The 26,581-nt window shown below is 66.7% G+C and carries 24 protein-coding genes; 12 read left to right on the forward strand and 12 right to left on the reverse strand.

Annotation, left to right across the window (positions count from 1 at the left end; translation table 11 throughout):
- The 3 genes from YWC_RS0111625 (at position 1) to YWC_RS29125 (ending at position 5,314) form a co-directional block, all read left to right on the forward strand.
- Positions 1 to 3,192 (forward strand): efflux RND transporter permease subunit, encoded by a 3,192-nt coding sequence (locus YWC_RS0111625; RefSeq protein WP_027865526.1) that lies wholly within the window; start codon positions 1 to 3, stop codon positions 3,190 to 3,192.
- A gap of 1 nt (position 3,193) precedes the next feature.
- Positions 3,194 to 4,684, forward strand: coding sequence for an efflux transporter outer membrane subunit (locus YWC_RS0111630; protein WP_027865527.1), 1,491 nt, complete (start codon positions 3,194 to 3,196; stop codon positions 4,682 to 4,684).
- A gap of 90 nt (positions 4,685 to 4,774) precedes the next feature.
- On the forward strand, positions 4,775 to 5,314 hold the full coding sequence (locus tag YWC_RS29125) for a DNA-deoxyinosine glycosylase (RefSeq protein ID WP_051306403.1): 540 nt from the start codon (positions 4,775 to 4,777) through the stop codon (positions 5,312 to 5,314).
- A gap of 23 nt (positions 5,315 to 5,337) precedes the next feature.
- On the opposite strand, the gene YWC_RS32060 is transcribed toward YWC_RS29125, so the two are convergent.
- The 4 genes from YWC_RS32060 to YWC_RS0111655 all read right to left on the reverse strand — a co-directional run bounded on the left by YWC_RS32060 (position 5,338) and on the right by YWC_RS0111655 (position 8,093).
- Positions 5,338 to 5,631 (reverse strand): type II toxin-antitoxin system RelE/ParE family toxin, encoded by a 294-nt coding sequence (locus tag YWC_RS32060; RefSeq protein WP_084416399.1) that lies wholly within the window; start codon positions 5,629 to 5,631, stop codon positions 5,338 to 5,340.
- Positions 5,619 to 5,960 (reverse strand): CopG family ribbon-helix-helix protein, encoded by a 342-nt coding sequence (locus YWC_RS32065; RefSeq protein WP_209587333.1) that lies wholly within the window; start codon positions 5,958 to 5,960, stop codon positions 5,619 to 5,621. Before YWC_RS32065 ends, YWC_RS32060 begins: the two co-directional genes overlap by 13 nt.
- A gap of 40 nt (positions 5,961 to 6,000) precedes the next feature.
- Complete coding sequence (locus tag YWC_RS0111650; protein ID WP_027865530.1) at positions 6,001 to 7,170, reverse strand: tetratricopeptide repeat protein; 1,170 nt, start codon at positions 7,168 to 7,170, stop codon at positions 6,001 to 6,003.
- 65 nt (positions 7,171 to 7,235) lie between these two features.
- Positions 7,236 to 8,093: an HDOD domain-containing protein gene (locus YWC_RS0111655; RefSeq protein ID WP_027865531.1), complete on the reverse strand. Its 858-nt coding sequence runs from the start codon at positions 8,091 to 8,093 to the stop codon at positions 7,236 to 7,238.
- Between the two features lie 166 nt (positions 8,094 to 8,259).
- Here YWC_RS0111655 and YWC_RS0111660 point away from each other — a divergent pair, with 166 nt between their 5' ends.
- Positions 8,260 to 8,829 carry a DNA-3-methyladenine glycosylase gene (locus YWC_RS0111660; protein ID WP_027865532.1) on the forward strand — a complete coding sequence of 190 codons (570 nt, stop codon included), beginning with the start codon at positions 8,260 to 8,262 and terminating at the stop codon, positions 8,827 to 8,829.
- Between the two features lie 4 nt (positions 8,830 to 8,833).
- On the opposite strand, the gene YWC_RS0111665 is transcribed toward YWC_RS0111660, so the two are convergent.
- Positions 8,834 to 10,564: a methyl-accepting chemotaxis protein gene (locus YWC_RS0111665; protein ID WP_027865533.1), complete on the reverse strand. Its 1,731-nt coding sequence runs from the start codon at positions 10,562 to 10,564 to the stop codon at positions 8,834 to 8,836.
- 36 nt (positions 10,565 to 10,600) lie between these two features.
- Complete coding sequence (locus YWC_RS0111670) at positions 10,601 to 11,056, reverse strand: cache domain-containing protein (protein WP_027865534.1); 456 nt, start codon at positions 11,054 to 11,056, stop codon at positions 10,601 to 10,603.
- Positions 11,057 to 11,320: 264 nt separating this feature from the next.
- Here YWC_RS0111670 and YWC_RS0111675 point away from each other — a divergent pair, with 264 nt between their 5' ends.
- The 4 genes from YWC_RS0111675 to YWC_RS0111690 all read left to right on the forward strand — a co-directional run bounded on the left by YWC_RS0111675 (position 11,321) and on the right by YWC_RS0111690 (position 17,614).
- The gene (locus YWC_RS0111675; protein WP_027865535.1) at positions 11,321 to 13,285 is read left to right on the forward strand and encodes an acyltransferase family protein; all 1,965 of its coding nucleotides are present in this window, start codon (positions 11,321 to 11,323) and stop codon (positions 13,283 to 13,285) included.
- Between the two features lie 217 nt (positions 13,286 to 13,502).
- Positions 13,503 to 14,894, forward strand: a complete 1,392-nt coding sequence (locus YWC_RS0111680) for a KamA family radical SAM protein (protein WP_036214157.1) — start codon at positions 13,503 to 13,505, stop codon at positions 14,892 to 14,894.
- Between the two features lie 36 nt (positions 14,895 to 14,930).
- Positions 14,931 to 16,214, forward strand: a complete 1,284-nt coding sequence (locus YWC_RS29130) for an MFS transporter (protein ID WP_051306404.1) — start codon at positions 14,931 to 14,933, stop codon at positions 16,212 to 16,214.
- Between the two features lie 83 nt (positions 16,215 to 16,297).
- The gene (locus tag YWC_RS0111690) at positions 16,298 to 17,614 is read left to right on the forward strand and encodes a PQQ-dependent sugar dehydrogenase (RefSeq protein ID WP_027865537.1); all 1,317 of its coding nucleotides are present in this window, start codon (positions 16,298 to 16,300) and stop codon (positions 17,612 to 17,614) included.
- Here the strand turns inward: YWC_RS0111690 and YWC_RS0111695 are convergent, their stop codons facing one another.
- From YWC_RS0111695 to YWC_RS0111710, 4 genes are read right to left on the reverse strand one after another with little or no spacing between them, the layout of a single operon-like run.
- A complete protein-coding gene (locus YWC_RS0111695) occupies positions 17,615 to 17,944 on the reverse strand; it encodes a hypothetical protein (RefSeq protein WP_027865538.1) in 330 nt (109 codons plus the stop codon). It lies immediately after the preceding gene.
- 3 nt (positions 17,945 to 17,947) lie between these two features.
- Positions 17,948 to 20,473: a cytochrome c oxidase subunit I gene (gene ctaD, locus YWC_RS0111700; protein ID WP_027865539.1), complete on the reverse strand. Its 2,526-nt coding sequence runs from the start codon at positions 20,471 to 20,473 to the stop codon at positions 17,948 to 17,950.
- Positions 20,470 to 21,411: a cytochrome c oxidase subunit II gene (coxB, locus tag YWC_RS0111705; protein ID WP_027865540.1), complete on the reverse strand. Its 942-nt coding sequence runs from the start codon at positions 21,409 to 21,411 to the stop codon at positions 20,470 to 20,472. The genes ctaD and coxB overlap by 4 nt, the downstream gene beginning before the upstream one ends.
- 5 nt (positions 21,412 to 21,416) lie before the next feature.
- A complete protein-coding gene (locus YWC_RS0111710; protein ID WP_027865541.1) occupies positions 21,417 to 21,770 on the reverse strand; it encodes a c-type cytochrome in 354 nt (117 codons plus the stop codon).
- 142 nt (positions 21,771 to 21,912) lie between these two features.
- Between YWC_RS0111710 and YWC_RS33745 the strand changes: the two genes are divergently transcribed.
- The 3 genes from YWC_RS33745 (at position 21,913) to YWC_RS0111725 (ending at position 23,765) form a co-directional block, all read left to right on the forward strand.
- Positions 21,913 to 22,479, forward strand: coding sequence for a c-type cytochrome (locus YWC_RS33745; protein WP_027865542.1), 567 nt, complete (start codon positions 21,913 to 21,915; stop codon positions 22,477 to 22,479).
- Positions 22,476 to 22,835, forward strand: a complete 360-nt coding sequence (locus YWC_RS33750) for a c-type cytochrome (RefSeq protein WP_027865543.1) — start codon at positions 22,476 to 22,478, stop codon at positions 22,833 to 22,835. The genes YWC_RS33745 and YWC_RS33750 overlap by 4 nt, the downstream gene beginning before the upstream one ends.
- An 81-nt stretch (positions 22,836 to 22,916) precedes the next feature.
- Positions 22,917 to 23,765: a fumarylacetoacetate hydrolase family protein gene (locus YWC_RS0111725; RefSeq protein ID WP_027865544.1), complete on the forward strand. Its 849-nt coding sequence runs from the start codon at positions 22,917 to 22,919 to the stop codon at positions 23,763 to 23,765.
- 4 nt (positions 23,766 to 23,769) lie between these two features.
- Here the strand turns inward: YWC_RS0111725 and YWC_RS0111730 are convergent, their stop codons facing one another.
- Entirely contained in the window at positions 23,770 to 24,324 is a 555-nt protein-coding gene (locus YWC_RS0111730) for a carboxymuconolactone decarboxylase family protein (protein WP_027865545.1), read from the reverse strand.
- Between the two features lie 115 nt (positions 24,325 to 24,439).
- On the opposite strand from YWC_RS0111730, the gene YWC_RS0111735 reads away from it, so the two are divergent.
- Positions 24,440 to 25,765, forward strand: a complete 1,326-nt coding sequence (locus YWC_RS0111735; RefSeq protein WP_027865546.1) for an aspartate aminotransferase family protein — start codon at positions 24,440 to 24,442, stop codon at positions 25,763 to 25,765.
- Between the two features lie 150 nt (positions 25,766 to 25,915).
- Here YWC_RS0111735 and YWC_RS0111740 read toward each other — a convergent pair whose 3' ends face one another.
- Positions 25,916 to 26,581, reverse strand: a complete 666-nt coding sequence (locus tag YWC_RS0111740; protein ID WP_036214114.1) for an alpha/beta hydrolase — start codon at positions 26,579 to 26,581, stop codon at positions 25,916 to 25,918.

Genomic DNA, 26,581 nt, shown 5'->3' on the forward strand with positions numbered 1-26,581 from the left:
ATGAACTTCTCCCGCTTCTTCGTCGACAAGCCGATCTTCGCGGTCGTGCTGTCGGTGATCGTCTTCGTGGGCGGCCTGATCTCGATCTTCCAGCTGCCCGTGTCCGAGTATCCCGAGGTGGTGCCGCCGTCGGTGGTGGTGCGCGCCCAGTATCCCGGCGCGAACCCCAAGGTGATCGCCGAAACCGTGGCCGCGCCGCTGGAAGAGCAGATCAACGGCATCGAGGACATGCTCTACATGAGCTCCCAGAACACCTCGGACGGTGCCCTGGCCCTGACCCTGACCTTCGCGATCGGCACCGACATCGACCGCGCCGAGAGCCAGGTGCAGAACCGCGTCCAGCGCGCGCTGCCGCGCCTGCCCGAGGAGGTGCGCCAGATCGGCGTCACCACGGTGAAGAGTTCGCCCAACCTGACCATGGTGGTGCACCTGAATTCGCCGGACGGCCGCTACGACGACCTATACCTGCGCAACTACGCGGTGCTGAACATCAAGGACCAGCTGGCGCGCCTGAACGGCATGGGCGAGGTCCAGCTGTTCGGCTCGGGCGACTACGCCATGCGCGTCTGGCTCGATCCGCAGAAAGTCGCCGCACGCAACCTGACCGCCGGCGACGTGGTCGCCAGCATCCGCGAGCAGAACGTGCAGGTCGCGGCCGGCGTGGTGGGCCAGGGGCCGAGCAAGGATGCGGACTTCCAGCTGACCGTCAACACCCAGGGCCGCTTATCAAACGTCGAGGAATTCGGCGACATCGTGGTCAAGGCCGGCGAGGACGGCGCGGTCACGCGCCTGAAGGACGTGGCACGCCTCGAGATGGGCTCCAGCTCCTACGCGCTGCGCTCGCTGCTGAACAACAAGTCGGCGGTGGCGATCCCGATTTTCGAGGCGCCGAATGCCAATGCGCTGCAGCTGTCTACGGATGTACGCGCCACAATGGAAGCGTTGTCGAAGGACTTCCCGGAAGGCGTCGAGTACAGCATCGTGTACGACCCGACCCAGTTCGTGCGCGAGTCGATCGACTCGGTGATCAAGACCCTGCTGGAAGCCGTGGTGCTGGTGGCCCTGGTCGTGATCGTGTTCCTGCAGACTTGGCGCGCTTCGATCATCCCGTTGCTGGCAGTGCCGGTGTCGGTGGTCGGCACCTTTGCCGTGATGCTGATGTTCGGCTTTTCGATCAACACGCTGTCGCTGTTCGGGCTGGTGCTGGCCATCGGTATCGTGGTCGACGACGCCATCGTGGTGGTGGAAAACGTCGAGCGCAACATCGGCAACGGCCTGTCGCCGCATGACGCGACCATCCAGGCCATGAAGGAAGTGTCGGGTCCGATCATCGCGATCGCCCTGGTGCTGTGCGCCGTGTTCGTGCCGATCGCTTTCGTGTCCGGCCTGACCGGCCAGTTCTACCGCCAGTTCGCCCTGACCATCGCGATCTCGACCGTGATCTCGGCATTCGTTTCCTTGACGCTGGCGCCGGCCATGTCCGCCGCGCTCCTGAAAGCCCACGATGCGCCGAAGGACGCGTTGACCCGCGCCATGGACAAGGTGCTGGGCCGCTTCTTCGCCGCCTTCAACCGCTTCTTCGGCCGTGCCTCGCACAGCTACGAAGGCGGCGTGAAGACCGTCCTGCGCCGTAAAGCCGCGACGCTGGGCGTCTACCTGGCGCTGGGCATTGCCGCGGTGTTCATGTTCAAGGTCGTGCCGCCGGGCTTCGTGCCGGCCCAGGACAAGGGTTACCTGATCGGTTTCGCCCAGTTGCCGGACGCCGCCTCGCTGGACCGCACCGATGAAGTGATCCGCAAGATGTCGGCCATCGCCAAGGAAATCCCTGGCGTGGAATCCTCGATCGCCTTCCCGGGCCTGTCGATCAACGGCTTCACCAATGCGCCGAACGCCGGCATCGTGTTCACCGGCCTCAAGCCCTTCAGCGAGCGCAAGGGCAAGCCGGAGCAGTCGGCCGAAGCCATCGCCGCCGAGATCAACAAGCGCATGGGCAGCGTGCAGGATGCTTTCGTGATGGTGCTGCCGCCGCCTCCGGTGAACGGCCTGGGCACCACCGGCGGCTTCAAGCTGATGCTGGAAGACCGCGGCAACCTCGGCCACGACGAACTATATAAAGCCACGCAGGCGCTGCAGGCCAAGGCCTGGGGTACGCCGGAACTGGCGGGCGTGTTCTCGAGCTACCAGATCAACGTGCCGCAGCTGTTCGCGGACGTCGACCGCGTCAAGGCCAAGCAGCTCGGCGTGCCGCTGTCGACCATCTACCAGACCCTGCAGGTGAACCTGGGCTCGCTGTACGTGAACGACTTCAACCAGTTCGGCCGCACCTACCAGGTGCGGGTGCAGGCCGATGCGCAGTTCCGCTCGCAGCCGGAGCAGATCGCCCAGCTGAAGGTCCGCAACGACAAGGGCGAGATGATCCCGTTGTCGTCCCTGATGCAGCTGAAGGACAGCTACGGCCCGGACCGTGTCCAGCGCTACAACAACTATGTGGCGGCCGACATCAACGGCGGTCCGGCGCCGGGCGTGTCCTCGGGCCAGGCCCAGGCCATCATGGAGCAGCTGGCCAAGGAAACGCTGCCGAAAGGGATCGCCTACGAGTGGACCGAACTGACCTACCAGGAAGAACTGGCCGGTAACACCATGATCTACGTGTTCCCGCTGTGCGTGCTGCTGGTGTTCCTGGTGCTGGCCGCCCAGTACGAAAGCTGGACCCTGCCGCTGGCGGTGATCCTGATCGTGCCGATGTCGATCCTGTGCGCGCTGGTGGGCGTCAAGCTCTCCGGTGGCGACAACAACATCTTCACCCAGATCGCCCTGTTCGTGCTGGTGGGACTGGCCTCGAAGAACGCGATCCTGATCGTGGAGTTCGCCCGCGAGCTGGAAGACCACGGCCGCAGCATCGTCGACGCCGCGCTGGAAGCTTCGCGCCTGCGCCTGCGTCCGATCCTGATGACCTCGATCGCCTTCATCATGGGTGTGGTGCCGCTGGTGTTCTCGAGCGGCGCCGGCGCCGAGATGCGCCATGCGATGGGCGTGGCGGTGTTCGCCGGCATGCTGGGCGTGACCTTCTTCGGCCTGTTCCTGACGCCGGTGTTCTACGTCCTGCTGCGCACGCTGGCCAAACGTTTCGAGAAAAAGGCGCCGGTGGCGCCAGTCAAAGCCCCGGTCCTGGACCTGGAAGGAGTGCATTGAGATGAAAAGCATGATTGCGAGGGGCGTGGCCCCGCTGTTGGCGGCACTGCTGCTGACTGCCTGCGCCACCCCGGAATTCAGGCAGCCGGCCATCGAGACGCCGACCGCGTTCCGTGAATCGCAGGTGCCGGGCGCCCTTGAAGTGGAGGGCATCGAAGGCTCGCGCTGGAAACCGGCCCAGCCTGCGGAGCAGCAGCCACGCGGCCAGTGGTGGCTGGCCTTCAAGGACGCGGCCCTGACTTCCTTGATCGAGGAAGCCGGCGCCAACAACGCCAACCTGGCGGTGGCGGCCAGCCGCGTCAAGCAGGCGAGGGCGATCGCCGGGATCGCGCAAGCGGATCGGGCGCCGCAAGTCGGCGTCGGCATCGGCGCCCAGCGCGCCCGCCCGTCGGCGCTGGAAAGCGGCCTGCCGCAAGGCACGCCGACCCAGCCGGTGACGAGCTACACGGCCAACCTCACCGCCAGCTACGAGGTCGACCTGTTCGGCCGCGTGGCGGCCGGTGTGTCGGCGGCGCGCAGCGACGCGGCGACCTCGGAAGCCAACTACCGCTCGGTGCTGCTGGCGCTGCAGGCGGACGTGGCGCAGACCTACTTCCGCCTGCGCGCGCTGGATGCCGAGCTGGACACGGTGGCGCAGACCGTGCGCCTGCGCGAGGAGAGCGTGAAAGTGACGCAGCGCCGCTTCGACCTGGGTGATATCGGCGAATTCGACCTGTCGCGGGCCCGCACCGAACTGGCGACGGCGCGTGCCGAGGCGATCGGCCTGCAGCGCCAGCGCGCCAGCGCCGAACACGCGCTGGCGGTCCTGCTGGGCAAGCCGGCGTCGAACTACGTAGCCGGCAAGAGCCCGCTACTTGGCGCCACCGCGCTGCCCGCGATTCCGGCCGGCCTGCCGTCCTCGCTGCTGGAGCGCCGTCCCGATATCAATGCCGCCCAGCGCGCGATGGAAGCCTCGAATGCCCGCATCGGCGTGGCGCGCGGCGCGATGTTCCCGGCGCTCACCATCAGCGCCGCCGGAGGAGGTGTCGGCGGCGCCATGTCGGAAGTGTTCAAGTGGAGCAGCCGTTCCTGGGTGCTGGGCCTGCTCACCTCGATGCCGCTCATCGACGGCGGCCGCAACCGCGCCAACGTTGAACGCAGTGAAGCGGTGCTGGAGGAATCGGTAGGGACCTACCGCCAGAGCGTGCTCAATGCGTTTGCCGAGGTCGAGGACAACCTGGCCGGCCTGCGCATCCTGGCCGGCCAGTCCGAGCAGATCGACGCGGCACTGCTGTCGGCGCGCCGTTCGGCCGACCTGGCGCAGAAGCTTTACGACGCCGGCCGTTCCAGCTACCTCGAGCTGCTCGACGCCCAGCGCAACCTGGCGGCGGTCGAACGCACGGCCGTCCAGCTGCGCGGCAACCGGGCGGTGACGACGGTGGCCCTGATCCGTTCGCTGGGCGGCGGCTGGGATGCCGCCCGCGCCGATGGCAATGCCGTCGCCATGAAGTAGACCTGCCGTCGTTTCGTCTCCCGACGGTTTGCCCTTTGCGGCGGGTGCGTGAGTGCTCGCCGCTTTTTTTCGTCCGGCTACAATCGGGGCATGGTGAACCGAACTCCCTCCTTGACTGGCCTTGCGCCTGTGCTCGCACCGGATACCCGCGTCCTCGTCCTCGGCAGCTTTCCCGGCGCCGCCTCGCTGGCCGCAGGGCGCTATTACGCCCATCCGCGTAACCAGTTCTGGCGCCTGATCTCGGCGGTGATCGAGGAGGACCTGGCAAGCCTGCCGTATGAAGAGCGCTTGCCGCGCCTGCTGGCGCACCGCTTCGGCCTGTGGGACGTGCTGGCCGGCTGCGAACGCGAAGGCAGCCTCGATTCTGCCATCCGCAACCCGGCTGCCAACGATTTCGAACGCTTGCGCGCGCTCTGTCCGGAGCTGGAGACGGTCGGCTTCAATGGCCAGGCGTCGGGCAAGTTTGCGCCGCAGTTCGCGGCGGCTGGGTATCACACTGTTGTGCTGCCGTCGAGTTCACCGGCGCATATGGCGATGACGTTCGATCAGAAGCTGGAGGTGTGGCGCAGGCTGACGACCGCGCGAGAAAACCTGCAACACAGCCTATCGCCGCAAGCTTCACTGTTATGACTGTATTGGCTGAGGTCTTCACGCTATCCGTGAAATCCGGCTTCGCGCTGGTGGCGTATGGCGAGAATCAGAATGGCATCACTGGCGATTTCATAGCTGTAGAGCGCGACGTACCCGGTTCTGCCTTGAGAAATGACGAGCTCTCGCATCTCGTGTTCGGCCTGGCGACCGATCAATGGATGCCGGGCGAGTATTGTGATGGCCTCATCAATGAGATCAAGTGCCTCCAGTTGTGCCTCGGGGCCTTCGTCCGAAAGGAAGTCACTGATTCGTTCCAGATCAGACAGGGCGCGACTGGAATAACTTATTCTCGCCATGGCTTCTTGATCGGTCTGCCAGTTTGACCATCCTTGAGGCGTTGTCGCAGATACGCGCGCACATCGTCGGCATCATGTCCCAGACCTTCGTGCAGCATCTCAGCCTTGGCTTCAAGCGCTTGCGCGACAAAGCTCGAGCGTTGCTCGACCGAGTGAGCGGCCTGCCGGATTGCCTCGACCATGAATGCGTGGGGACTAAGACCCAGCTCCTGAGCAGCGGAAACGGCACGCTGCTTCAGTTCATCAGGAAGTTTCAGTGAGGTAGTTGTCATCGTCAGCTCGCATCTTTCAGGTGTTACCAAGGTAACACCTTTGCGTGCGAAGTTCAAGTGCATCGGCTGGCTGGGCCGCTCGCACCCCGACCGGGCGTCAGCGTATGTGCGTCCCGGTCGCACTTACCCTTCGCAGCATCGCCAGCTTGGCCGAATACAACTGCCGCATCTCCTGCCGCGTGCTGTTGTCGACCGCCTTGGCGATCTGCTCGCGCGCGTGCTGGACGTCGCCCAGGCGCAGGTGGGTCACGCCAAGCCAGAACAGGAACTCGTCGTTGTAGGGAGCGCGCTTGAGCTCACGTTCGAACAGGCTTCGCGCCTTGTCGAAGTCGCCCGCGCGCAGCGCCAGCATGCCCTGGTCGAAGTGGTAATAGGGCGGGAAGGGCTCGATGCTGGCGATGCGCTGCGCCAGCACCTGGGCCTCGGCGTGCTTGCCCAGCGTGCTGAGTACCGGCTGCAGGTTGCGCATGACCATCACGTTCTCCGGCTCGCGCAGCAAGGCCGCGCGGTAGGTCTGTTCGGCCAGCGCCAGATCGCCGTGCCGGTTGTAGATCACGGCCAGGGTGTTGAGCGCCGCGATCAGGCCGGGGCGCTTGTCCACCGCGGCGCGCGCCCACCAGTAGGCGTCGTCGATGCGATCCTGCACCAGCATCTCGGCCGCCCGGTTGTTCATGTAGAGCGCGACGATGTCGTCTTCGTCCAGTTCGCGTGCGCGCAGGCGTTCGGCTTCGTCCTGCGGGATGAAGTCGACCACCAGGAATTCGTTCAGGCCACTGCCGCGAAAGCCGCTGTCGACCGGTTCGCCGACGGCGACGTTGACGTGGGCACTGCCCAGGTACAGGTCCGCCTTGCGGCTCCAGGCATTGCCGACGTCGACGCTGCGAAAGCGCACCGGCATGCGCAGTTCCTTGGCGAAGGCCGCGGTCATGATCACGAGCGACAGGCAGTTGCCGGAGCGGTCCGCATAGGTTTCCGCGGCGGTGCGGGTCTTCGAGGATTCGTATTCGAGCTTCAGGTCGGTCTTGCTGTACAGCGCTTCGACCAGGCCGCGGCGCGAGCCGCTCTGGCGCAGGTACCTGTTGAAAGCCGGGCTGTTCAGGTAGGACAGCATCGCCGGACTGAGGGTGAACAAGTCCTGGGCGCCGACCGGTTCTGCCGGCGGCGCAAAGCGCGCGTCGGCGAAGGGAGGGAGGGGCGCGGCGGGTGGCTGTACGCTGGCGCAGCCCGCCAGCAGGGACAGCGACAGCAGGATGGCGAGGAACTTCATGACTCACTCCCGTGTGTACTTACAGGCAGTATCCGCCTGTACAGGAGTGATGTAAAGATATGTATCTACTGCTCGTGGAAGGCTTCCACCAGCTCGTCCAGCAACTCGGCCGTTTCATCGTCCGACAGCCCGAGGTAGGCGCAGGCGGCGCCGCCGCCCTTGTTCCATTCGAGCGATTCGGCATGGCCCTGGTAGCGGCAGATCGCGCTCTCCGCCAGTACCGAGAGGGCGACCAGCGAGCGCACCGCGGCGGCGCTCGCGGCGTCGTCGAGCACGGCGAAATCATGGTGGTGCAGGATGGCCCAGCCGACGTCGCCCGACAGGCCCCAGTTGCGCGCCAGCAGGCAGCCGAGCGCCGCGTGATTGGTGCTGTGGCGTTCGTCTTCGAGCACGGTGAATGCGCGCTGCGTTTCCAGCGAGGCGGCGGCATAGGTCGCGGCGTAGTCCGGGAAGCGCTCCATCAGCAGCGGCACGCCGGTGTCGCAGAACAGGCCGAAGGTGTGGGCCACGTCCGCCTCGCCGATGCGCAGGCGGCGCGACAGGAACACCATGGCCTGGGCGCGGCGCGTCGAGATGTCCCAGAAACTGGCGAGCGCGGCGCTGTTGGCGGGAATCGCCTGGCGCGCCAGCAGGCCGGTCATCAGGGCCGCAACCTGGTTAATGCCCAGGAACAGGATCGCCTGCTCGATCGACTTGGCCTTGCGCCGGCCGCCGTAGATCGCCGAATTGGCCAGCTTGAGCAGCGCACCGGACATGCCGACGTCGCTCGCCACGATCTTTCCGATCGCCTCCGGGGAAGGATCTTCCGAGGCCAGTTCGCGCTGCATGTCGGCAAGCAGGCTCGGCCGGGGTGGGATGCGGATCGATTTGATCAGGGCATCGACCTGGTCGAGGTGCGGAACGGGATCGGCGAGGGTATTCATGGGCGGGGCAGGAGGAAGTGCGGAAGGGAAGCGACCAACCTTGCCACTATACCCCAGCACTTATTTTATTGCAGCAAAGCAATGCAAAATGCTTGTCGTTAAAACCATATTTTGTGTCAATTTAACCAAAGCGACACCCCTGCACAGGCCGGGTTAGAATCCCGCCATGGCCATTTCGACAATAGCAGGAATCGATTTTTCCCAACCCGCGGAGATCGTCGCGCGCCAGCTGATCGGCGTGACGGTGCTGGTGGATGGCGTCGGCGGACGGATCGTCGAGACCGAAGCCTATGATCGCGAAGACCCGGCGTCGCACGCCTTTTCCGGTCCTACCGAGCGCAATGCCTCGATGTTCGGGCCGCCTGCCCATGCCTATGTCTATCGTTCTTACGGAATCCATTGGTGCCTGAATTTCGTGTGCCGTGAAGAGGGCCACGGCGCCGGGGTCCTGATCCGCGCGCTGGAGCCGCTCGTCGGCCTGGATCAGATGCGCGTGCGCCGCGATGCAGACGATGAGTGGCTGCTGTGCTCGGGCCCGGGCAAGCTGTGCCAGGCCCTGGGCGTGACCCGCGCCCTCAACGGCATGGCCATATCACAGGCGCCGTTCGAGATCCTGCCCGCCCCGCCGGGGCTGGAGGTCGTGACCGGACCGCGCATCGGGATTTCCAAGGCGATGGACGTGCCCTGGCGTTTCGGTCTGGCCGGCTCCCGCTTCGTTAGCCGGCCCTTCCGCTAAGCCGTCAGGCGCTGCGCCGCCGCTGCGTTCCCTTGGTGCTGGCGGCAGGCAGGGCCGCCACCGCGCGTCCGCGCATCGCGCTGCCGGGCGCACGGCGCTCGTGCAGGCCGTGGAAGCCCTCGTCGCCTTCCTCTTCCGCGTCTTGCCCATCCTCGGCCTGCGCCTCCGCGATGACGTCGGCGTCGTCGCCTTCGAACTTGAAGATCGATACCGCCTTGGCCAGGTTGACGGTCTGCTCGTGCAGGCTTTCGGCCGCGGCCGCGGCCTGTTCCACCAGGGCCGCGTTCTGCTGGGTCATGCCGTCCATCTGGCCGACCGCCTTGTTCACTTCGGCGATGCCGTCGGCCTGCTCGGTGCTGGCGATGCTGATGCGGCCGATGATGTCGTTCACCTGGCGCACCGAGGCGACGATGTCGCCCATGCTGGCGCCAGCCTCGCTCACCGAGGCGCTGCCGTCCTCGATGCTCTTCACCGAGTCGGCGATCAGGCCCTTGATCTCGCGCGCCGCCGCCGCCGAACGCTGGGCCAGCGTGCGCACTTCGGCCGCCACCACCGCGAAGCCGCGCCCCTGTTCGCCGGCGCGCGCCGCTTCCACCGCGGCGTTCAGGGCCAGCAGGTTGGTCTGGAAGGAGATGCCGTCGATGACGCTGGTGATCTCGACGATCTTGCGCGAGCTGGCCTGGATCGATTCCATGGTCGCCACCGCGCGGCCCACCGCCTGGCCGCCGTTCGCCGCCAGCTGCGCCGCCTCGGCCGCGAGATCCGACGCCAGGCGCGCGTTGTTGGCGTTTTCCTTCACTGCCGTGGTCAGTTCTTCCATGGTGCTGGCGGTCTGTTCGAGCGAGCCGGCCTGCAGCTCGGTGCGGGTCGACAGGTCCAGGTTGCCGGTGGCGATTTCCTTCGAAGCGGTGTCGATCGAGCGCACCGAGTGCAGGATGCTGTTCAGGGCGCCGTTCAGGCGCGAGATCGAGTGGTCGAGCGCGCGCGAGGTGTCGGCGATCTCGTCGCGCCCGGCGCCCGGCGTGCCGGACGGACGCAGGCGGCCCTCGGCCAGGTCGTTCACCACCGTGGCGATCGAATGGATATCGGCCAGCATCGCGCGCCGCACCAGCATCGTTACCACCAGGGACAGGCCGATCGACAGCAGCACCATGCCGGCCATGCTCATGCCGAGGGTTCGGAACTCGGCCTTGGCGGCGGCATGCGCTTCCACGCTCAGCTTCTTTTCGAGCGCGGCCAGGTTCTGCAGGCCGCTGTCGAGGGCGACGAACTGCTTCTCGGCCTTTTGCATCGAGTTGGTGGCGATCGACTGGTCGACCTGGGCCAGCTCGATGGTCTCGGCCACCATCTTGCGGTAGCTCGCCAGCCCTGCCAGTGCGCTCTCGATCGGGGCGCGCTCGCCCGGTGCGGCGCCTTTCGACAGTTCGCCCAGCCTGGCTGCAATCGCGGCATGCTTCTTGTGGATGTCGGCGGTCAGGGCGTCCAGGCGGTTCTTGGCGAAGCTGCCGTTCACCCAGGCCAGCAGCTGGTAGATGTTGGCATGCGCGAAGCGCGCTTCGCCCGCCACGTCGGCCACGGCCTGCAGGCGCGCGGCGCGCACTTGCACCATGTGCTCGAGCGAGGCGTTCTGGCGCACCATGCCGTAATAAGCGGCTGCCGACAGCATCGTCAGCAGCACCAGCACCAGGCCCGGGGCCAGCAGGAGTTTCGGGCCGATCCTCAGTTTGTTCAGCATGCTTGACTCCGGGCGTAAACGAAAGGGCAGGGCGCTTTACTTCTTGTAGATGCCGACTTCCAGCACCACGTCGTCGACGCGCTGGATGAAGGTCGTCTTCGGCTCGATCTTGCCGCTGGTCGGATTCTTGTACTGGTAGTCGACCCAGCCCTTGCCCTTTGCGGCGGCCAGTTCGATGATCTCGCGGCGGTACTTCTTGCCGTTCGCATCCGGCACGTCGGTCAGGTCCTTGCCGACGATCGAGGGGTTATAGGGGTGGGCCAGCACGATGCCGGTCTTCAGGTCGCGGATGTCCATGTAGAGCTCGCCTTGGACGTATTCCGCATCCTTCGCGTTGATCTTCTTCATCATCTCGTCCTTGCCCTTGGCCTTGACCAGGGCAACGCCGCGTTCGACCATCGCGATGGCGTCCTTTTCGGTCGGGCCATTGGCGAGGGCAGGGGTGGCGGCGATGGCCAGGCACAGGGCGGCCGTCGTGGCGAACAGTTTCATGTTGACTCCTTGAGTGAATGTTCTGGGATCAATATTGCTAAAGTGCATTGGCAAATGTACCGGGCTGGGATGAGCAGGAATTGCGATCGCGCAATCGCATTGCGGAGTCGGGATAGGAATGTTGCACATTGGTGTCAGTGGATGCTGAGCAGCTTCTATCATCCACCCTGCATGCAAATGGCGCCTGATGTTGTTTTAAGGCAGAGATCGTTGTTTCAATACAAACAGCTCATGTAGAATCGTCAGCTTTGTCCGCGAGCTGGCATGAAGCGAGAGAAACAGATTCCCTTCGGGGACGCGCTGGGGAAACCAGCCACACCACCGGGGCACCTGGCCTACCGCCGCGACATCGACGGCCTGCGCGCCGTCGCCGTGCTGTCGGTGGTGCTGTTCCATGCCTTCCCGGCGGTGCTGCGTGGCGGTTTCATCGGCGTCGACATCTTCTTTGTCATTTCCGGCTTCCTGATCACCAGCATCCTGCTGCGCGAGCTGGAGGCGGGCAGTTTCAGCTTCGCCGGCTTCTACGCGCGCCGCGTGCGGCGCATCTTCCCGGCGCTGGTGCTGGTGCTCGGTTCCTGCCTGGCCTTCGGCTGGCTGGCCCTGTTCCCGGACGAATACCAGCAGCTCGGCAAGCACGTGGTCGGCGGCGCCGGCTTCGCGGCCAACTTCTTCTACTGGGCCCAGGTCGGCTACTTCGACACCGCGGCCGACACCAAGCCGCTGCTGCACCTGTGGTCGCTCGGCATCGAGGAGCAGTTCTATATCCTGTGGCCGGTCGTCCTCCTGCTGGGCTGGCGGCTGCGCATGAATCTGCTGGCGGTGGCCGCCGTGCTGGCGCTGGCCTCGTTCGCCGTCAACCTGGGCGGCATCGCCGACCACCCGACCGCCACCTTCTATTCCCCGGCCAGCCGCGCCTGGGAGCTGCTGCTGGGCGCCGGCCTGGCCTGCTTGCATGCGCGCCCCGGCGGCGGCGCTTCGCGCCTTGCTGTGGCGCCAAACCTGCTCTCCTGGCTTGGCGCCGCCCTGCTGGCCGCGGGCCTGGTCCTGATTACGCGGGAAGACCCCTTCCCCGGCTGGCGCGCGCTGCTGCCCGCACTGGGCGCGCTCCTGCTCATCGGCGCCGGACCGCAGGCCTGGCTCAACCGCGTGCTGCTGTCGAACCGCCTCATGGTCTGGATCGGGCTGGTGAGCTATCCGCTCTACCTGTGGCACTGGCCGCTGCTGTCCTTTGCCCAGATCGTCGAATCGCGCACCCCGGCGCCGGCCATCCGCGCCGGGGCGGTGCTGCTGGCCGTCCTGCTGGCCTGGCTGACCTACCGTGTGGTGGAGCGCCCGCTGCGCGGCGGCAGCGGGCGCGGCAAGGTCGCGGCGCTGAGCGCGCTGATGCTTGCCTGCGCCGCCGCGGGAGGCTATATCTACCTGAACGATGGCCTGCCGACGCGCAAGCCGGTCCAGGACAACCTGGCCAACCAGAAGGCGCTGGTGCTGGTCGAGGACAAGGCCAATGCCGAGGCCTGCAAGAAGCGCTACGGTTTCGACTCGACCTACGAGTACTGCCTGCAGGCCGACGCCGCCAGGGACCCGACCGTGGTGCTGGTGGGCGACAGCCATGCCTACCACGTGGTGGCCGGCCTGACGAAGTACTACAGCAGCGTCGGCGAGAACCTCCTGATGCTGGGCACCCGCCATCCGTACTGGGGCCTCGACCCGCAGGGCGACCCCTACCAGCAGGCGACCCAGCCGATGCTGGAACTGGCTCTCGGCATGCCCTCGGTGAAGACCGTGGTGTTCTCGACCCACCTGCGCTTCGGCAGCGCGCCCGAGCACCGCGTCTGGGTGGATGCGGCGCGCGAGACCTTCCGCCGCTTCATCGCGGCCGGCAAGCAGGTGATCTTCATGAACGACGTGCCCATCATCAGCTTCGATCCGCGTTCCTGCATCAAGCGCGCCGGCGTGGCCTCGTCGGCCACCCGCGTGCCCTGCGCGATCACGCGCGCCGAATGGGAGCAGCAGGTGGTGCAGCACCGCGAGATCCTGGGTGGCTTCGCCCGCGAGTTCCCGCAGATGGCCTGGTTCGATTCGTCCATGGCCTTGTGCGACGACAGTACCTGCCACGCCATGATCGGCGGACGCCTGATGTACCGCGATACCAACCACCTGAGCTATGACGGCGACCTGCTGGTGGGCAGGCATTTCGCCGAATGGATGCGCCGGCGCGCGCCGAAATAAAGCCTGCATGGACGGCCCGGAGAATGCGCTCCGGACCGTCCTGTCCAGTAGTTGTCCCGTTCTGTCTCTCTCTTGTTTTAACCCCTACCGTAGGAACCGTCCGATTGATTGGCGGCAATTCTCAGCAGCTTTCCCGAACGTAAGATGAATTCTTAACGGCAACGTTTTACCCACGCCGACTAATTCATTCCTCGTTTCCTGGAGAATTCCCGTGATCATGACCGAATCGACGCCCTCCAAGTTCAAGCCCTATACCCGCCAGACGATCCACACGGCACGCCAATGGCAATGGCTGACGCCGGAGCTGCAGGAAGCCGTGCAGGTGGTGTCCCATGTGTTGCCGTTCCGCGTGAACGCCTACGTACTGGAGGAGCTGATCGACTGGGACAAGGTGCCGGACGATCCGATCTACCGGCTCACCTTCCCGCACCGCGACATGCTGCCCGCCAGCGAATACGAACAACTGCGCGACCTGGTGCTGTACAAGAAGGACGAGGCGGCCACCGCCAAGCTGGTGCACGGCATCCGCATGCGCATGAACCCGCACCCGGCCGGCCAGATGACGCACAACGTCCCGCGCGTCAACGACGCGCCGCTCAAGGGCCTGCAGCACAAGTACAAGGAAACCGTGCTGTTCTTCCCGAGCTCGGGCCAGACCTGCCACGCCTACTGCACCTTCTGTTTCCGCTGGCCGCAGTTCGTCGGCATGGACGACATGAAGTTCGATGCGCGTGAATGCAAGGAGCTGGTGTCCTATCTCGAGACCCATCCGGACGTCACCGACGTCCTGATCACCGGCGGCGACCCGATGATCATGAACACGCGTTCGCTGGCCGAGTTCCTCGAGCCGCTGCTCGAACCGAACCTGGCCCACATCCAGAACATCCGCATCGGCACCAAGTCGGTGGCCTACTGGCCGCAGCGCTTCGTGTCGGACAAGGACAGCGACGACCTGATGCGCCTGTTCGAGAAGGTGGTCAGGTCGGGCAAGAACCTCGCGATCATGGGCCACTACAACCATGCGGTCGAGCTGCGCGCGCCCGTAGCCCAGCAGGCGGTCAAGCGCATCGTCGGCACCGGCGCCACGCTGCGCATGCAGGGCCCCCTGATCCGCCACATCAACGAAGACCCGAAGAGCTGGGCCGAGCTGTGGACCACCGGCGTGCGCCTGGGCGCCATCCCGTATTACATGTTCGTCGAGCGCGACACCGGCCCGCGCGACTACTTCTCGCTGCCGCTGGCGCGCGCGCACCAGATCTTCCAGGAGGCCTACTCGATGGTGTCGGGGCTGTCGCGCACCGTGCGCGGTCCCTCGATGAGCGCCTTCCCGGGCAAGGTGGTGATCGACGGCGTGGTCACGATCAATGGCGAGAAGCTGTTCGCGCTGCAGTTCCTGCAGGCCCGCAATCCGGAATGGGTGCGCCGACCCTTCTTCGCCAAGTACGATCCGGACGCCACCTGGCTCGACCACCTCAAGCCGGCCTTCGGGCGCGACAAGTTCTTCTTCGAGCAGGAGAGCGGCGCTTCGTCGCATGGCCCCAGCGGGCGCGTCATCCCGCTGGTGCCGGCCGGCCAGCCGCGTGGCGGCGCTACCCAGGACGCGGCCTGACTCCGGACGCGCATCCACGCCCCCCGGACCTGGCCCATGCAGGATACCGCCACCGCGCCACGCCTGACCGGCGTGGCGGTTTTTTTCTACGTGTTCCTGCCGTTCGCGCTGGGACACTATCTGTCGACGCTGCTGCGCAACGTGAACGCGGTGCTGGCCCCCGACCTGATGGGGGCGCTCGCGCTCACGCCGGGCGAGCTGGGGCTGCTCACCAGCGCCTTCTTCTTCGCCTTCGCGCTGGTCCAGCTGCCGGTCGGGATCGCCCTCGACCGCTGGGGGCCGCGCAGGGTGCAGCTGTCGATGATGCTGGTCGGCGCGCTCGGCGCGCTGCTGTTCGCGCGCGGCACCGGCTTCGGGCAGCTGCTGGTGGCGCGCGCCGTCATGGGCCTGGGCCTGGGCGGCTGCTTCATGGCGGCGGTGAAGGCGGTGTCCACCTGGATCACCCCGAACAAGCTGCCTTCGGTGCACGGCTACCTGATCGCCGTAGGGGGACTGGGCGCCGCCAGCGCGACCATGCCGGTGCGGCTGGTGCTCGACTATACCGACTGGCGCGGCCTGTTCGCCATCCTGGCCGGGCTGACCGCATGTTCCGGCCTGCTGATCGCGCTCGTGTACCCCCGTGACAAGGGACCGCAGCCCAAGCGCGGACCGCTGGGGCAGGCGCTGCGCGAGGTGTTCCGGGCGCCGGTGTTCCGCAACACGGCCTCGCTGATCCTGATCCCGCATGCGGTGTTCTTCGGCATCCAGGGGCTGTGGATCGGACGCTGGCTGTCGGACGTCGCGCGCTTCCCCGACGCCGCGGTCGCCTACCTGCTCTACATGGGGATGGCGTCGGTGATCTTCGGCGCCATCGGGGTGGGCATGATCACCGAGTGGGCCGGCCGGCGCGGCATCGCCCCGCTGGACGTCGCCGCCGCCGGCATCGTCGTCTTCCTGCTGGTGCAGGCCGCCTTCGTGCTCAACTACAAGCCGAGCTTCCAGCTGCTGTCGGTGCTGTTCACGCTGGTCGGGACCATTACGGGAATCGAGTACGCCATCATCGCGCAGTCGATGCCGCGCGAGCTGACCGGACGCGCGGCGACCTGCCTGAACCTCCTGATCTTCATCGGCGCCTTTGTGGTGCAGGCGGGCTTCGGTCTCTTGGTCGGCCTGTGGCCCCTCGACGACGCCGGCCAGACTCCCGCCATGGCCTACCGCATGGCCTTTGCCGTGCTGGTGCTGGTGCAGTTGCCGGGCCTGGTCGGATTCGTGCGGCGGCGCCGGCGCCAGAGCGCGCCGGCGGCCGAGGATGTCGAGGAGGTCCAGGCGGTTCCCACCTGAACCGCTTCTCTCGCCGGGAAAGGATGGCGCGATATGGCCGGATTGGCTAGTATCGTGCTGTCCGCCCCCACCGAGAGAACACCATGCGCGACCACTTCCTGCTTCGCCTGTCCAGCGGCGCCATGTTCTTGCTGCTGGCCGCCTGCGGCGACCGCTCCACGCTGTCTCCCGGCGCCGACGTTGGCTCGCACCCGGTCCTGGTGTCGCCGGTCCGCTCCCTGGTTCCGACTGTGGACATCGCCCCCGCCAGGGGCTGGCCACCGGGCGGCAAGCCGCGCGCGGCGGCGGGACTGGCGGTGCGGGCCTACGCTTCCGGCCTCGACCATCCGCGCTGGCTCCACGTGCTGCCCAATGGCGACGTGCTGGTTGCCGAGAGCAATGCACCGCGGCAGCCGGCCAAGAAGGGCATCAAGGACTGGGTTCAGAAAAAGGTGATGGAAAGGGCGGGCGCGGGCGTGCCCAGCGCGAACCGCATCACGCTGCTGCGCGATGCCGACGGCGATGGCGTGGCGGAACTGAAAACCGTGTTCCTGACCGGCCTGAATTCGCCCTTCGGCATGGCGCTGGTCGGCGACACGCTGTATGTGGCGAACACCGACGGCATCGTGCGCTTCCCCTACCGCGCGGGCGATACCGCGATCACCGCGCAGGCAGCGCCTTTGGCGCCGCTGCCTGGCGGGCCGCTGAACCACCACTGGACCAAGAACATCATCGCCAGCCAGGATGGGCGCAAGCTGTACGCCACCACGGGTTCGAACAGCAACGTGGCCGAGAACGGCATGGACCACGAAGTCGACCGCGCCGCGATCCTCGAAGTGGATATTGCCACCGGCAAGACCCGCCTCTTCGCCGCCGGCCTGCGCAACCCGAACGGCCTGGCCTGGAACCCGGAAACCGGGGTGCTGTGGACGGTGGTGAACGAACGCGACGAGATCGGCAGCGACCTGGTGCCGGACTACCTGACCTCGGTGAAGGAGGGCGGCTTCTATGGCTGGCCCTACAGCTGGTATGGCAGGCACGTGGACGAGCGCGTCAAGCCGCAGCGCCCCGACCTGGTGGCCAGGGCGATCGTGCCGGACTATGCGCTGGGCGCCCACGTGGCGGCGCTGGGCCTGGCCTTCTATACCGGCGCGCTGCTGCCGCAGTTCGCGAATGGCGCCATCATCGGCCAGCACGGTTCCTGGAACCGCAAGCCGCTGTCGGGCTACAACGTGGTGTATGTGCCGTTCAGGGAAGGCAAGCCGGCCGGGAAACCGGTCGAGCTGCTCAGCGGCTTCCTCAACAAGGACGGCGAGGCGCAGGGGCGTCCGGTCGGGGTCGCGGTGGACGGGAAGGGCGCGATCCTGGTAGCGGACGATGTCGGCAACGTGGTCTGGCGCGTGACGCCCGCCGCCCGGTAATCAGGCGCAGCCGCTCACCAGCAGGATCGGCATCCCGGTCCACAGGATCCCCACGAAGGCCAGCACGGCGCCCAGCGCCGCCGCCCAGTCGAGCAGTCCGGCAGAACGCGCATCGCGCAGGATGCCGCGCTCGCGCCAGGCCAGCCACAGGCAGACCGCCAGCGCCGCCACGGTCGCGATCCCCAGCAGCAAGCGGTCCGGCCCGCCCGTGCGCATGACCGCCGGCGTGCACTGCGCCGCCGCCAGCAGGTAGCAGAAGATGAAATGCGCCGCCCATACCAGCAGGGGCAGGGTGCCGCGCATCAGTTGCCGGAAGAAGTGGTCTTGCATGGTCTACTCCATCAGCCACGGCATCAGCGCCGGCAGGCCATGCACCAGCGCCATGCCGGCCAGGCCCTGCAGCGTCGTGTAGTGCCAGAGCAGGGCGACGTTGTCGAGCGTGGCGCGGCTGCGCTCGCCCAGGTGACCGCGCCAGGCGCGCAGCACCAGGTAGGGGCCGGCGATCGCCAGCACCACCACGTGCAGGCCCTGGTAGCCGAGCAGCCCGCCGATCGCGGCGCCCCAGGCGCTGGCGGTCGGGTCGAGGCCGGCGAACTGGTGGCCGCGCAAATCGAACAGGAAGGAGGCCGTGGTGCAGCCCAGCGCCAGCAGCACCAGCCAGGGCAGGCGGCGCTTGCCGAGCGCGCGCACGGCCAGCAGCATCAGCACCGAACTAGCCATCAAAAGGCCGGCCGAGACCAGCTGCGACGACAGTTCCGGCAGGGCGGCGCCGGGCGGCGGGCAGACTTGCAGCCGCATCGACACGTGGACGTAGGCGTAGCCAAAAGACGTGAAGATGCAGGCGTCGACGATCAGCATCACCATCGTTCCCCACCACGACTGCGAGGCCGTGGTCTTGGCATTCACCGGCAGCACCAGGTCTTCGGCGACGCGCGCCTGGTCGATCGGCGGCTTGCGGTCCGATTCCCACAGCCAGGCGACGGTGCCGCCCACCGCCATCAAGCCGAAGATAAAGGCCGGCAGGATCGCCTTGACCGTCAGCAGCAGGAAGAAGCCGGCCGTGCCGAGGGCGGCGATGACCGGCAGCCAGCTGTCGGTCGGCAGCACCATCAGGTAGCGCGGCTCGGCCTTGACCGGACTGGTGGCGATGGTTTCGCGCAGGCCGGTGGCGGTGCCGGGCAGGTAGTGCTGGCCGCGCTCGACCTCTTCCGACAGGGTCGGCTGGTCCCACAGCGGATTGGTCGAGTGGATGCGCGGGATGCTGCGGTTGCCGTAGGATTCCGACGGCAGCCATTCGAGGGTCGGCGCATTCCACGGATTGCCCACTTCCTTTTCCGGCCGGCGCAGCGCGCGCACGGCGTCGACGATGAACAGCAGCACGCCGAAGGCGAAGATGAAGGCGCCGACCGTGGACAGCATGTTCAGCAGGTTCCAGCCGAGGTGCGCATCATAGGTGTAGACCCGGCGCGGCATGCCGTACAGGCCCGTGATGTGCATCGGGAAGAAGGCCAGGTTGAAGCCGCCGAACATCATCCAGAACACCCAGCGTCCCAGCTTCTCGGACAGGGGCTGGCCCTTGACCAGCGGCAGCCAGTAATACATCCCGGCGAACACCGGGAACACCATGCCGCCGATCAGGACGTAGTGCAGGTGGGCCACGATGAAATAGGTGTCGTGCGCCTGCCAGTCGAACGGGATCACGGCCACCATCACCCCGGTCAGGCCGCCCAGCACGAAGATGAACATGAAGCCCATCAGGAACAGCGCCGGGGACGTCATGCGCACCCGCCCGTTCCACAGGGTGGCGATCCAGGCGAACACCTGGATGCCGGTCGGGATGGCGACGGCCATGCTGGCGGCCGAGATGAAGCTCATCTCCAGCACACCCAGGCCGGCGGTGAACATGTGGTGGGCCCACAGCCCGAAGCTGAAGAAGCCCACGCCGACCAGGGCCACGATGATGGCGCGCCTCCCCACCAGCGGGGTGCCGGCAATGGTCGGGATCATGGTCGAGACCATGCCGGCGGCGGGCAGGAAGATGATGTAGACCTCGGGGTGGCCGAAGAACCAGAACAGGTGTTGCCACAGGATCGGGTCGCCGCCGCGCTCGGCGATGAAGAAGGGCCAGTCGAAGGCGCGTTCCAGTTCCAGCAGGGCGGTGCCGGCGATCACCGCCGGGAAAGCGAACACGATCATCACCGCCACCACCAGCATGGCCCAGGCGTACACCGGCATGCGGCGCAGCGTCATGCCCGGCGCGCGCGTGAACAGGATGCCGACGATCAGTTCGATCGCGCCGGCGATCGCCGAGATCTCGATGAAGCCGATTCCCAGCAGCCAGAAGTCGGCGTTCAGGCCCGGCGAATAGGTGTTACTGGTGTAGGGCGGGTACATGAACCAGCCGCCGTCCGGCGCCAGGCCGACGAAGATGGTGCAGAAGAAGGCCAGGCCGCCGAAGGCGTAGGCCCAGTAGGCATAGGCGGACAGGCGCGGGAAGGGCAGGTCGCGCGCGCCCAGCATGTTGGGCAGCAGGTAGACGGCCAATGCCTCGACGATCGGGATCGCGAACAGGAACATCATCACCGTGCCGTGCATGGTGAAGACCTGGTTGTAGGTATCGGGGCTGAGCAGGGTGTTGCCGGGCACGGCCAGCTGCACCCGCATGACCAACGCCAGGATGCCGGCCAGGACGAAGAACAGCAGGGCGGTGCCGATATACAGCAGGCCGATACTGGTGTTGTTCACCGACGTCAAGAAGCGCCAGCCGGTGGGCGTGCGCCAGACTTCCTTCAGGCGCTCGAATTCGCCGTCCGGGCGGGGCAATGAATTAGGCAAATGCGTGGGCAGCGGCTGCGTCATTTCAGGTGCTCGAGGTAGGTGGCCAGCGCGCGCAGCGTGTCGCGGTCGAGGTCTTGCGAGCCGGGCATGAAGACGCCGGGCTTGGCGGCCTGCGGGTCGGCGATCCAGCCTTTCAAGGTGTCGCGGTGATTGCGCAAGGTGCCGGCGCCGATGTGCATGCGGCTGCCGACGTGGGTCAGGTCCGGGCCGAGGCGCGATCCTTCGGCCACGCCGCGGATCGTGTGGCAGGCCTGGCAGCGCTGCTCCAGGAAAGCAGCGCGGCCGCGTTCGAGGATCGCGTTGTCGGCAGGCAGGGCAGGCTGCGCCTGGCGTGCCAGCCAGGCCTCGAAGTCCTGCGGCGCCAGCGCCACCACGTGCAGCGCCATCTTGGCATGCTGGGCGCCGCAGTATTCGGCGCACTGGCCGCGGTAGATGCCCGGCTTGTCGGCGCGCAGGGTCAGGCCGGTGACGCGGCCCGGCACCATGTCGCGCTTGCCGGCCAGCGAGGGCACCCACAGGCTGTGGATCACATCGGCCGAATTCAGGCCGAGGTAGACCTTGCGGCCGACCGGAATGTGGATCTCGTTGGCGGTGACGATCTCGCGTCCGCTCGCCGGGTCGTGGTAGCGCACTTCCCACCACCACATCTTGGCGGTGACCGAGATGGTGAGCGCGTCGCGCGAGGTCTGCGGCGCCAGTTGGGCGCTGCGCCAGGTGCTCCACCCCAGGAGCGCGGTGAGCACCACCACCGGAAAGGCGATGCCGCCGCCCCCGATCCACAGCAGCGCGCGCGCCGGCCTGCTTTGGCGTCCGCCTTGGCGCCGCAGGCTGAGGTACAGCAGCGCCATCACGGCGAGGAAGATCAGGGCGCCGGCGCCGAACATCACCCAGGCGAACTGGCTGATGATGGCCGCGTCCCAGCCGGCCGGCTCCAGGGCCGAGTGCAGGGTGCCGGTCACGGCGCTCACCGCAGGGTGTACAGGAAAGCCGCCATGTGGCGCGCCTCCTGTTCCGTCAGGCCCATGGGCGGCATCTCGGTGCCGGGTTTGACGGCATGCGGCACGCGCAGCCATTGCACCATGTTGGCGGGCTGGTTGGGGATGCCGCCGGCGATGTAGCTCAGGCGGCCGATGTAGTCGAGCGAAGGGCCGGCGCCGTCCGACTTGCCGTCCGCGCCCTGCACGCCCGGGATCACGTGGCATGCGCCGCACTGGTACTGGGTGACCAGCCGCAGTCCCTGCTGTACCTCGCCGCCGGGGACGATCGAGCGTGGTTCGTCCTTGCACCCGGCGAGCAATACGGCACATGCCAGCATCATGCCGGCAGCTTGTGGGGTTTTGCGGACGGAATCGCTGTAAAGACGGGTGCGCACGCTTGGAAATCAGAATTGTGGAGTGGCTTTTATAATACACAAAGAGTGATGTATTTTTTTTAACGAATCCAATCGGACGCACCCCGACATGCTCTCCAACCGCCGCAGGCTGATCGTGAAGACCGCTGTATCGACGTTGCTCGCGGCAGGCGTCACCGCGGGCGCGGCCGGCCTCGCGCTCCTGTATGGCGGCTGGTACAACATCGGCGCCACCGCCCAGCATTTCCCCTATGTGTACACGGTGCTGGAAAAGGGCATGGCGAACTCGGTGCGCCACCACGCACGCGAGGTGCAGGTGCCGCGCCTCGGGGGCGAGCAGCAGTTGCGCCTCGGCGCCGCGGTCTATCGCGACAAGTGCCTGCAATGCCACGGCGGCCCGGGCGTGGCCCAGTCCACCATCGGCATGAGCATGCAGCCGATCCCCGGCCCGCTGGTGGACGCCACCCAGCACTGGGAAGCGCGCGAGCTGTACTGGATCACGAAGAACGGCATCAAGATGAGCGGCATGCCGGCCTGGGAATACCACCTGGGCGAGGACGAGATCTGGGCGGTGGTGGCCTTCGTCAGGGCCATGCCGGCGATGAATGCGCGGGATTTCCGCGCCTGGACGGCGCAGCCGGGCGCAGCGGCCCTGGCGCAGGGAGAGGCGAAATGAGCGCCTTACGCATCGCGGCGGTGCTGGCGCTGGCCGGCCTGGCCGCCTGCTCGCCCAAGCGGCCGCCGGTCGGCGTGCAGGGCGACCCGGAACGCGGCAAGATTGCCGTGACGCAGTACGCCTGCCAGTCCTGCCACCTGATCCCCGGCGTGCCGGGCTCGAAGGTCTATGTCGGCCGGCCGCTCGAAGGCATGGCCGAGCGCAAGGTGCTGGCGGGGGCGGTGCCCAGCGACCAGGCCGGCCTGGTGCGCTGGATCCGCGATCCGCAGTCGATCGACCCGAATACCGCCATGCCGAACATGGGCGTGAGCGAACGCGATGCGCTCGATATCAGCGCATATCTGCTGAGCCAATAACCTGGCCGTCCGATCCTTGGTATCATCGCCCGCTGGCCCATGCTGGGCGTGTTCGGCGTTTGATATACAAGGAAGACAAGAATGAGATTGGTGCGCTATGGCCGCCCGGGCAAGGAAAAGCCGGGCCTGTTCGACGAAGAGGGCCGCCTGCGCGACCTGTCCGGGATCATCGACGACATCGACGCGTCGCAACTCTCGGACAAGGCGCTGCGCAAGCTGGCGAAGCTTGAGTGGAAGACGCTGCCGCTGGTGCGCGGCAATCCGCGCCTGGGCGTGCCGGTCAAGGGCGTCGGCAAGTTCATCGGGATCGGCATGAACTATGCCGACCATGCGGCGGAAACTGGCGCCGAGGTGCCGAAGGAGCCGATCTTCTTCACCAAGGCGATCAGCAGCCTGTCCGGCCCGGACGATCCGGTCCAGCTGCCGAAGGGCTCGAAGAAGACCGACTGGGAAGTCGAACTGGGCGTGGTGATCGGCACCCGCGCGCAGTACGTCAGCGAAGACGAGGCGCTCAAGTACGTGGCCGGTTACTGCGTGGTCAACGACGTGTCCGAGCGCGCCTTCCAGTTCGAGATGGGCTCGCAGTGGGACAAGGGCAAGGGCTGCGACACCTTCGGTCCGGTCGGCCCCTTCCTGGTGACGCGCGACGAAATCTACGACGTGCAGGACCTCGACCTCTACCTGGAACTGAACGGCAAGCGCATGCAGACCGGGAACACCGCGAACATGATCTTCACGGTGGCGCAAATCGTCAGCTACGTGTCGCGCTTCATGACCTTGGCCCCGGGCGACATCATCACCACCGGCACGCCGCCGGGCGTGGGCATGGGACGCTCGCCGCAGCGCTTCCTGAAGAAGGGCGACAAGCTCCGTCTCGGCATCGCCGGCCTGGGAGAGCAGCAACAGGAAATAGTCGCCTTCCCGAAGTAAGGGGCTAGTCCGGCAGGCGCGTCTCGCAGCCTGCCGGCACCGCCGTCCTGGCCGTGTTCATCACCATGGCCAGGAAGGTGTAATACCCGTTGATCCCCATGAGATCGACCACGCCGTGCTCGCCGAACAGCGCGAGCGCATCGGCATACACCCGGTCCGAGACCGATTTCCCCTCGTGCAGCTCGACGCAAAAGTCGTGCACCACCGCTTCGTCGACCAGCATGTCGCTTGGTCTGCGCCGCTCGGCGATCGCATGGATCACCGAGGCCGGGATGCCCACCTGGGCCGCGATCGGCGCGTGGATCGCCCATTCGACCTGCTGGTTCCACTGGCGTGCGGTGACCAGGATCGCCAGCTCCGACAGCCGCACCCCGATCGCGCTGCGGTAGCGCAGGTACTCGCCCATGCGCTGGGCGTATTCCATCAGCTCCGGGCTGCGCAGCAAGGGCACGAAAGGGCCGTACACCGCCCCGCGCGGCCCGTCGATGATGGCCTGCGCCGCGGCGCGCTGGGCCGGGGTCATGTCCTCCAGGGCGATCGGTCCGAGTCGGTCGGTCATAGGGACGAGCAATTTGTTGTAATTAGAAAATAATTGCACAGCGTTCTCTAAAAATCAAAAGAACCGGCGCCGGGCACGCTTATTGTCAAACTCTTGTTCTGACCAAGGAGTCGCAATGAGCCATATCCTTCACCGCAACCTGCGCCAGGTGCCGCCGACCGCGGTGTCAGCAAGCGGCATCCGCATGCGCGACAAGGCCGGACGGATCTACATCGACGCCAGCGGCGGGGCTGCCGTGTCCTCGCTCGGCCACGGGCACCCTGACGTGATCGCCGCCATGCACCGCCAGATCGACCGCTGCGCCTATGCCCACACCGCCTTCTTCACCACCGACGCGGCCGAGGAACTGGCCGACCGGCTCATTGCCGGGGCGCCGCAGGACATCGGCGGCGTCTACCTGGTCTCGGGCGGCTCGGAAGCGATGGAGACGGCGCTCAAGCTGGCGCGCCAGTACTGGGTGGAGGCGGGCGAGCCGCAGCGCCGCCTGTTCATGGCGCGGCGCCAGAGCTACCACGGCAACACCCTGGGCGCGCTGGCGGTGGGCGGCAACGAGTGGCGCCGCAAGGCCTTCGCACCGCTGCTGATGGACACCGTGCGGGTCAGCGCCTGCTACGAATACCGCGGCCGCGCGGCGCACCAGAGCGTGGACGACTACACCGCCGGCCTGCTCGACGAGCTGGAAACCAACATCCTCAAGGCCGGGCCGGAGAACATCATCGCTTTCGTCGCCGAGCCGGTGGTGGGCGCCACCGGCGGCGCGATCCCCCCGACGCCGGGCTACTTCCAGGGCGTGCGCGACATCTGCGACCGCTACCGCATCCTGTTCATCGCCGACGAGGTGATGTGCGGGATGGGGCGCACCGGCACCATGTATGCGATCGAGCAGGACGGCGTGGCGCCGGACATCATCGCGATCGCCAAGGGCCTGGGCGCGGGCTACCAGCCGATCGGCGCGGTGCTGGCGCACCAGACCATCGTCGACTGCCTGCGTAACGGCAGCGGCATGTTCCAGCACGGGCACACCTACATCGGGCACCCGGTGGCGGCCGCGGCGGCGCTGGAAGTGCAGAAGGTGATCGAGCGCGACGACCTGCTGGGGCGGGTGCGCAGCCGCGGCGCCACGCTGCGGCGCATGCTGGGCGACGTGTTCGGCACCCACGAGCACGTGGGCGACATCCGCGGGCGCGGCATGTTCCTGGCGCTGGAATTCGTGCAGGACCGGGCCGACAAGCGGCCGTTCGCGCCGGAGCGCAAGCTGCACGCGGCGATCAAGGCCAAGGCGATGGAAAACGGGCTGATGGTCTACCCGATGGGCGGGACCATCGACGGGCAGTACGGCGACCACGTGCTGCTGGCGCCGCCTTTCATTGCGACGGCGGCGGATCTGTCGGAGATCGTGTCGCGGCTGGCCGATGCGGTGGAGGCGGCGTTGAAGCAGTAGGCCAGGTCGACGTGAAACGCTGACACAGCTGCCCATTAAAGCAGGCTCAAAAACGTCATTCCCGCGAAGGCGACGCAACGCACTTGGATTCCCGCCTGCGCGGGAATGACGGTTTATAAGCTAACGCAGAGAAAAAGGACGACTAGCCGCTCAGGCCAGCACCTTCCTGATCCACTTCGAAATATCCTGCACCTCTTCCAGGCACAGCGAGTGCTGCATCATGTACTCGTGCCACTCGACCTGGTAACCCAGCGACACCAGCACATCCTTCGATTCGCGCGCACGCGCGAAGGGCACCACGTTGTCGTGGGTGCCGTGGGCCATGAAGATCGGCGTGGACAGGCTTTCCTGGGTGCGTTCATCGATGACCACGTTGGCCAGCGGCAGGTAGCCCGACAGGCACAGCATGCCCGCCAGCTTTTCCGGGTGGCGCATGCCGGTCTGCAGCGTCATCGCGCAGCCCTGCGAGAAGCCGGCCAGGATGATGCGCGAAGCCGGGATGCCGCGCGCCTTTTCACGCGCGATCAGGGCTTCCACGTCGCGTTGCGAGGCGCGCAGGCCGCCTTCGTCCTCGCGGCGGGTCAGCTCGGCGCCGGTGATGTCGTACCAGGCGCGCATCACGTAGCCGCCGTTGATCGTCACCGGCATGGTCTTGGCATGCGGGAATACGAAGCGGATCCCCGGCAGTCCCGCGAGGTCCAGTTCGTTCACGAGCGGGACGAAGTCGTTGCCGTCGGCGCCCAGGCCGTGCAGCCAGATGACCGCCACTTGCGGGTTCGGCGCGGTTTCGATCTCGATGTTTTGCAGCAGTTCCAT

This window comes from Massilia alkalitolerans DSM 17462, from assembly GCF_000427785.1.
Classification (GTDB): Bacteria; Pseudomonadota; Gammaproteobacteria; order Burkholderiales; family Burkholderiaceae_D; genus Telluria; species Telluria alkalitolerans.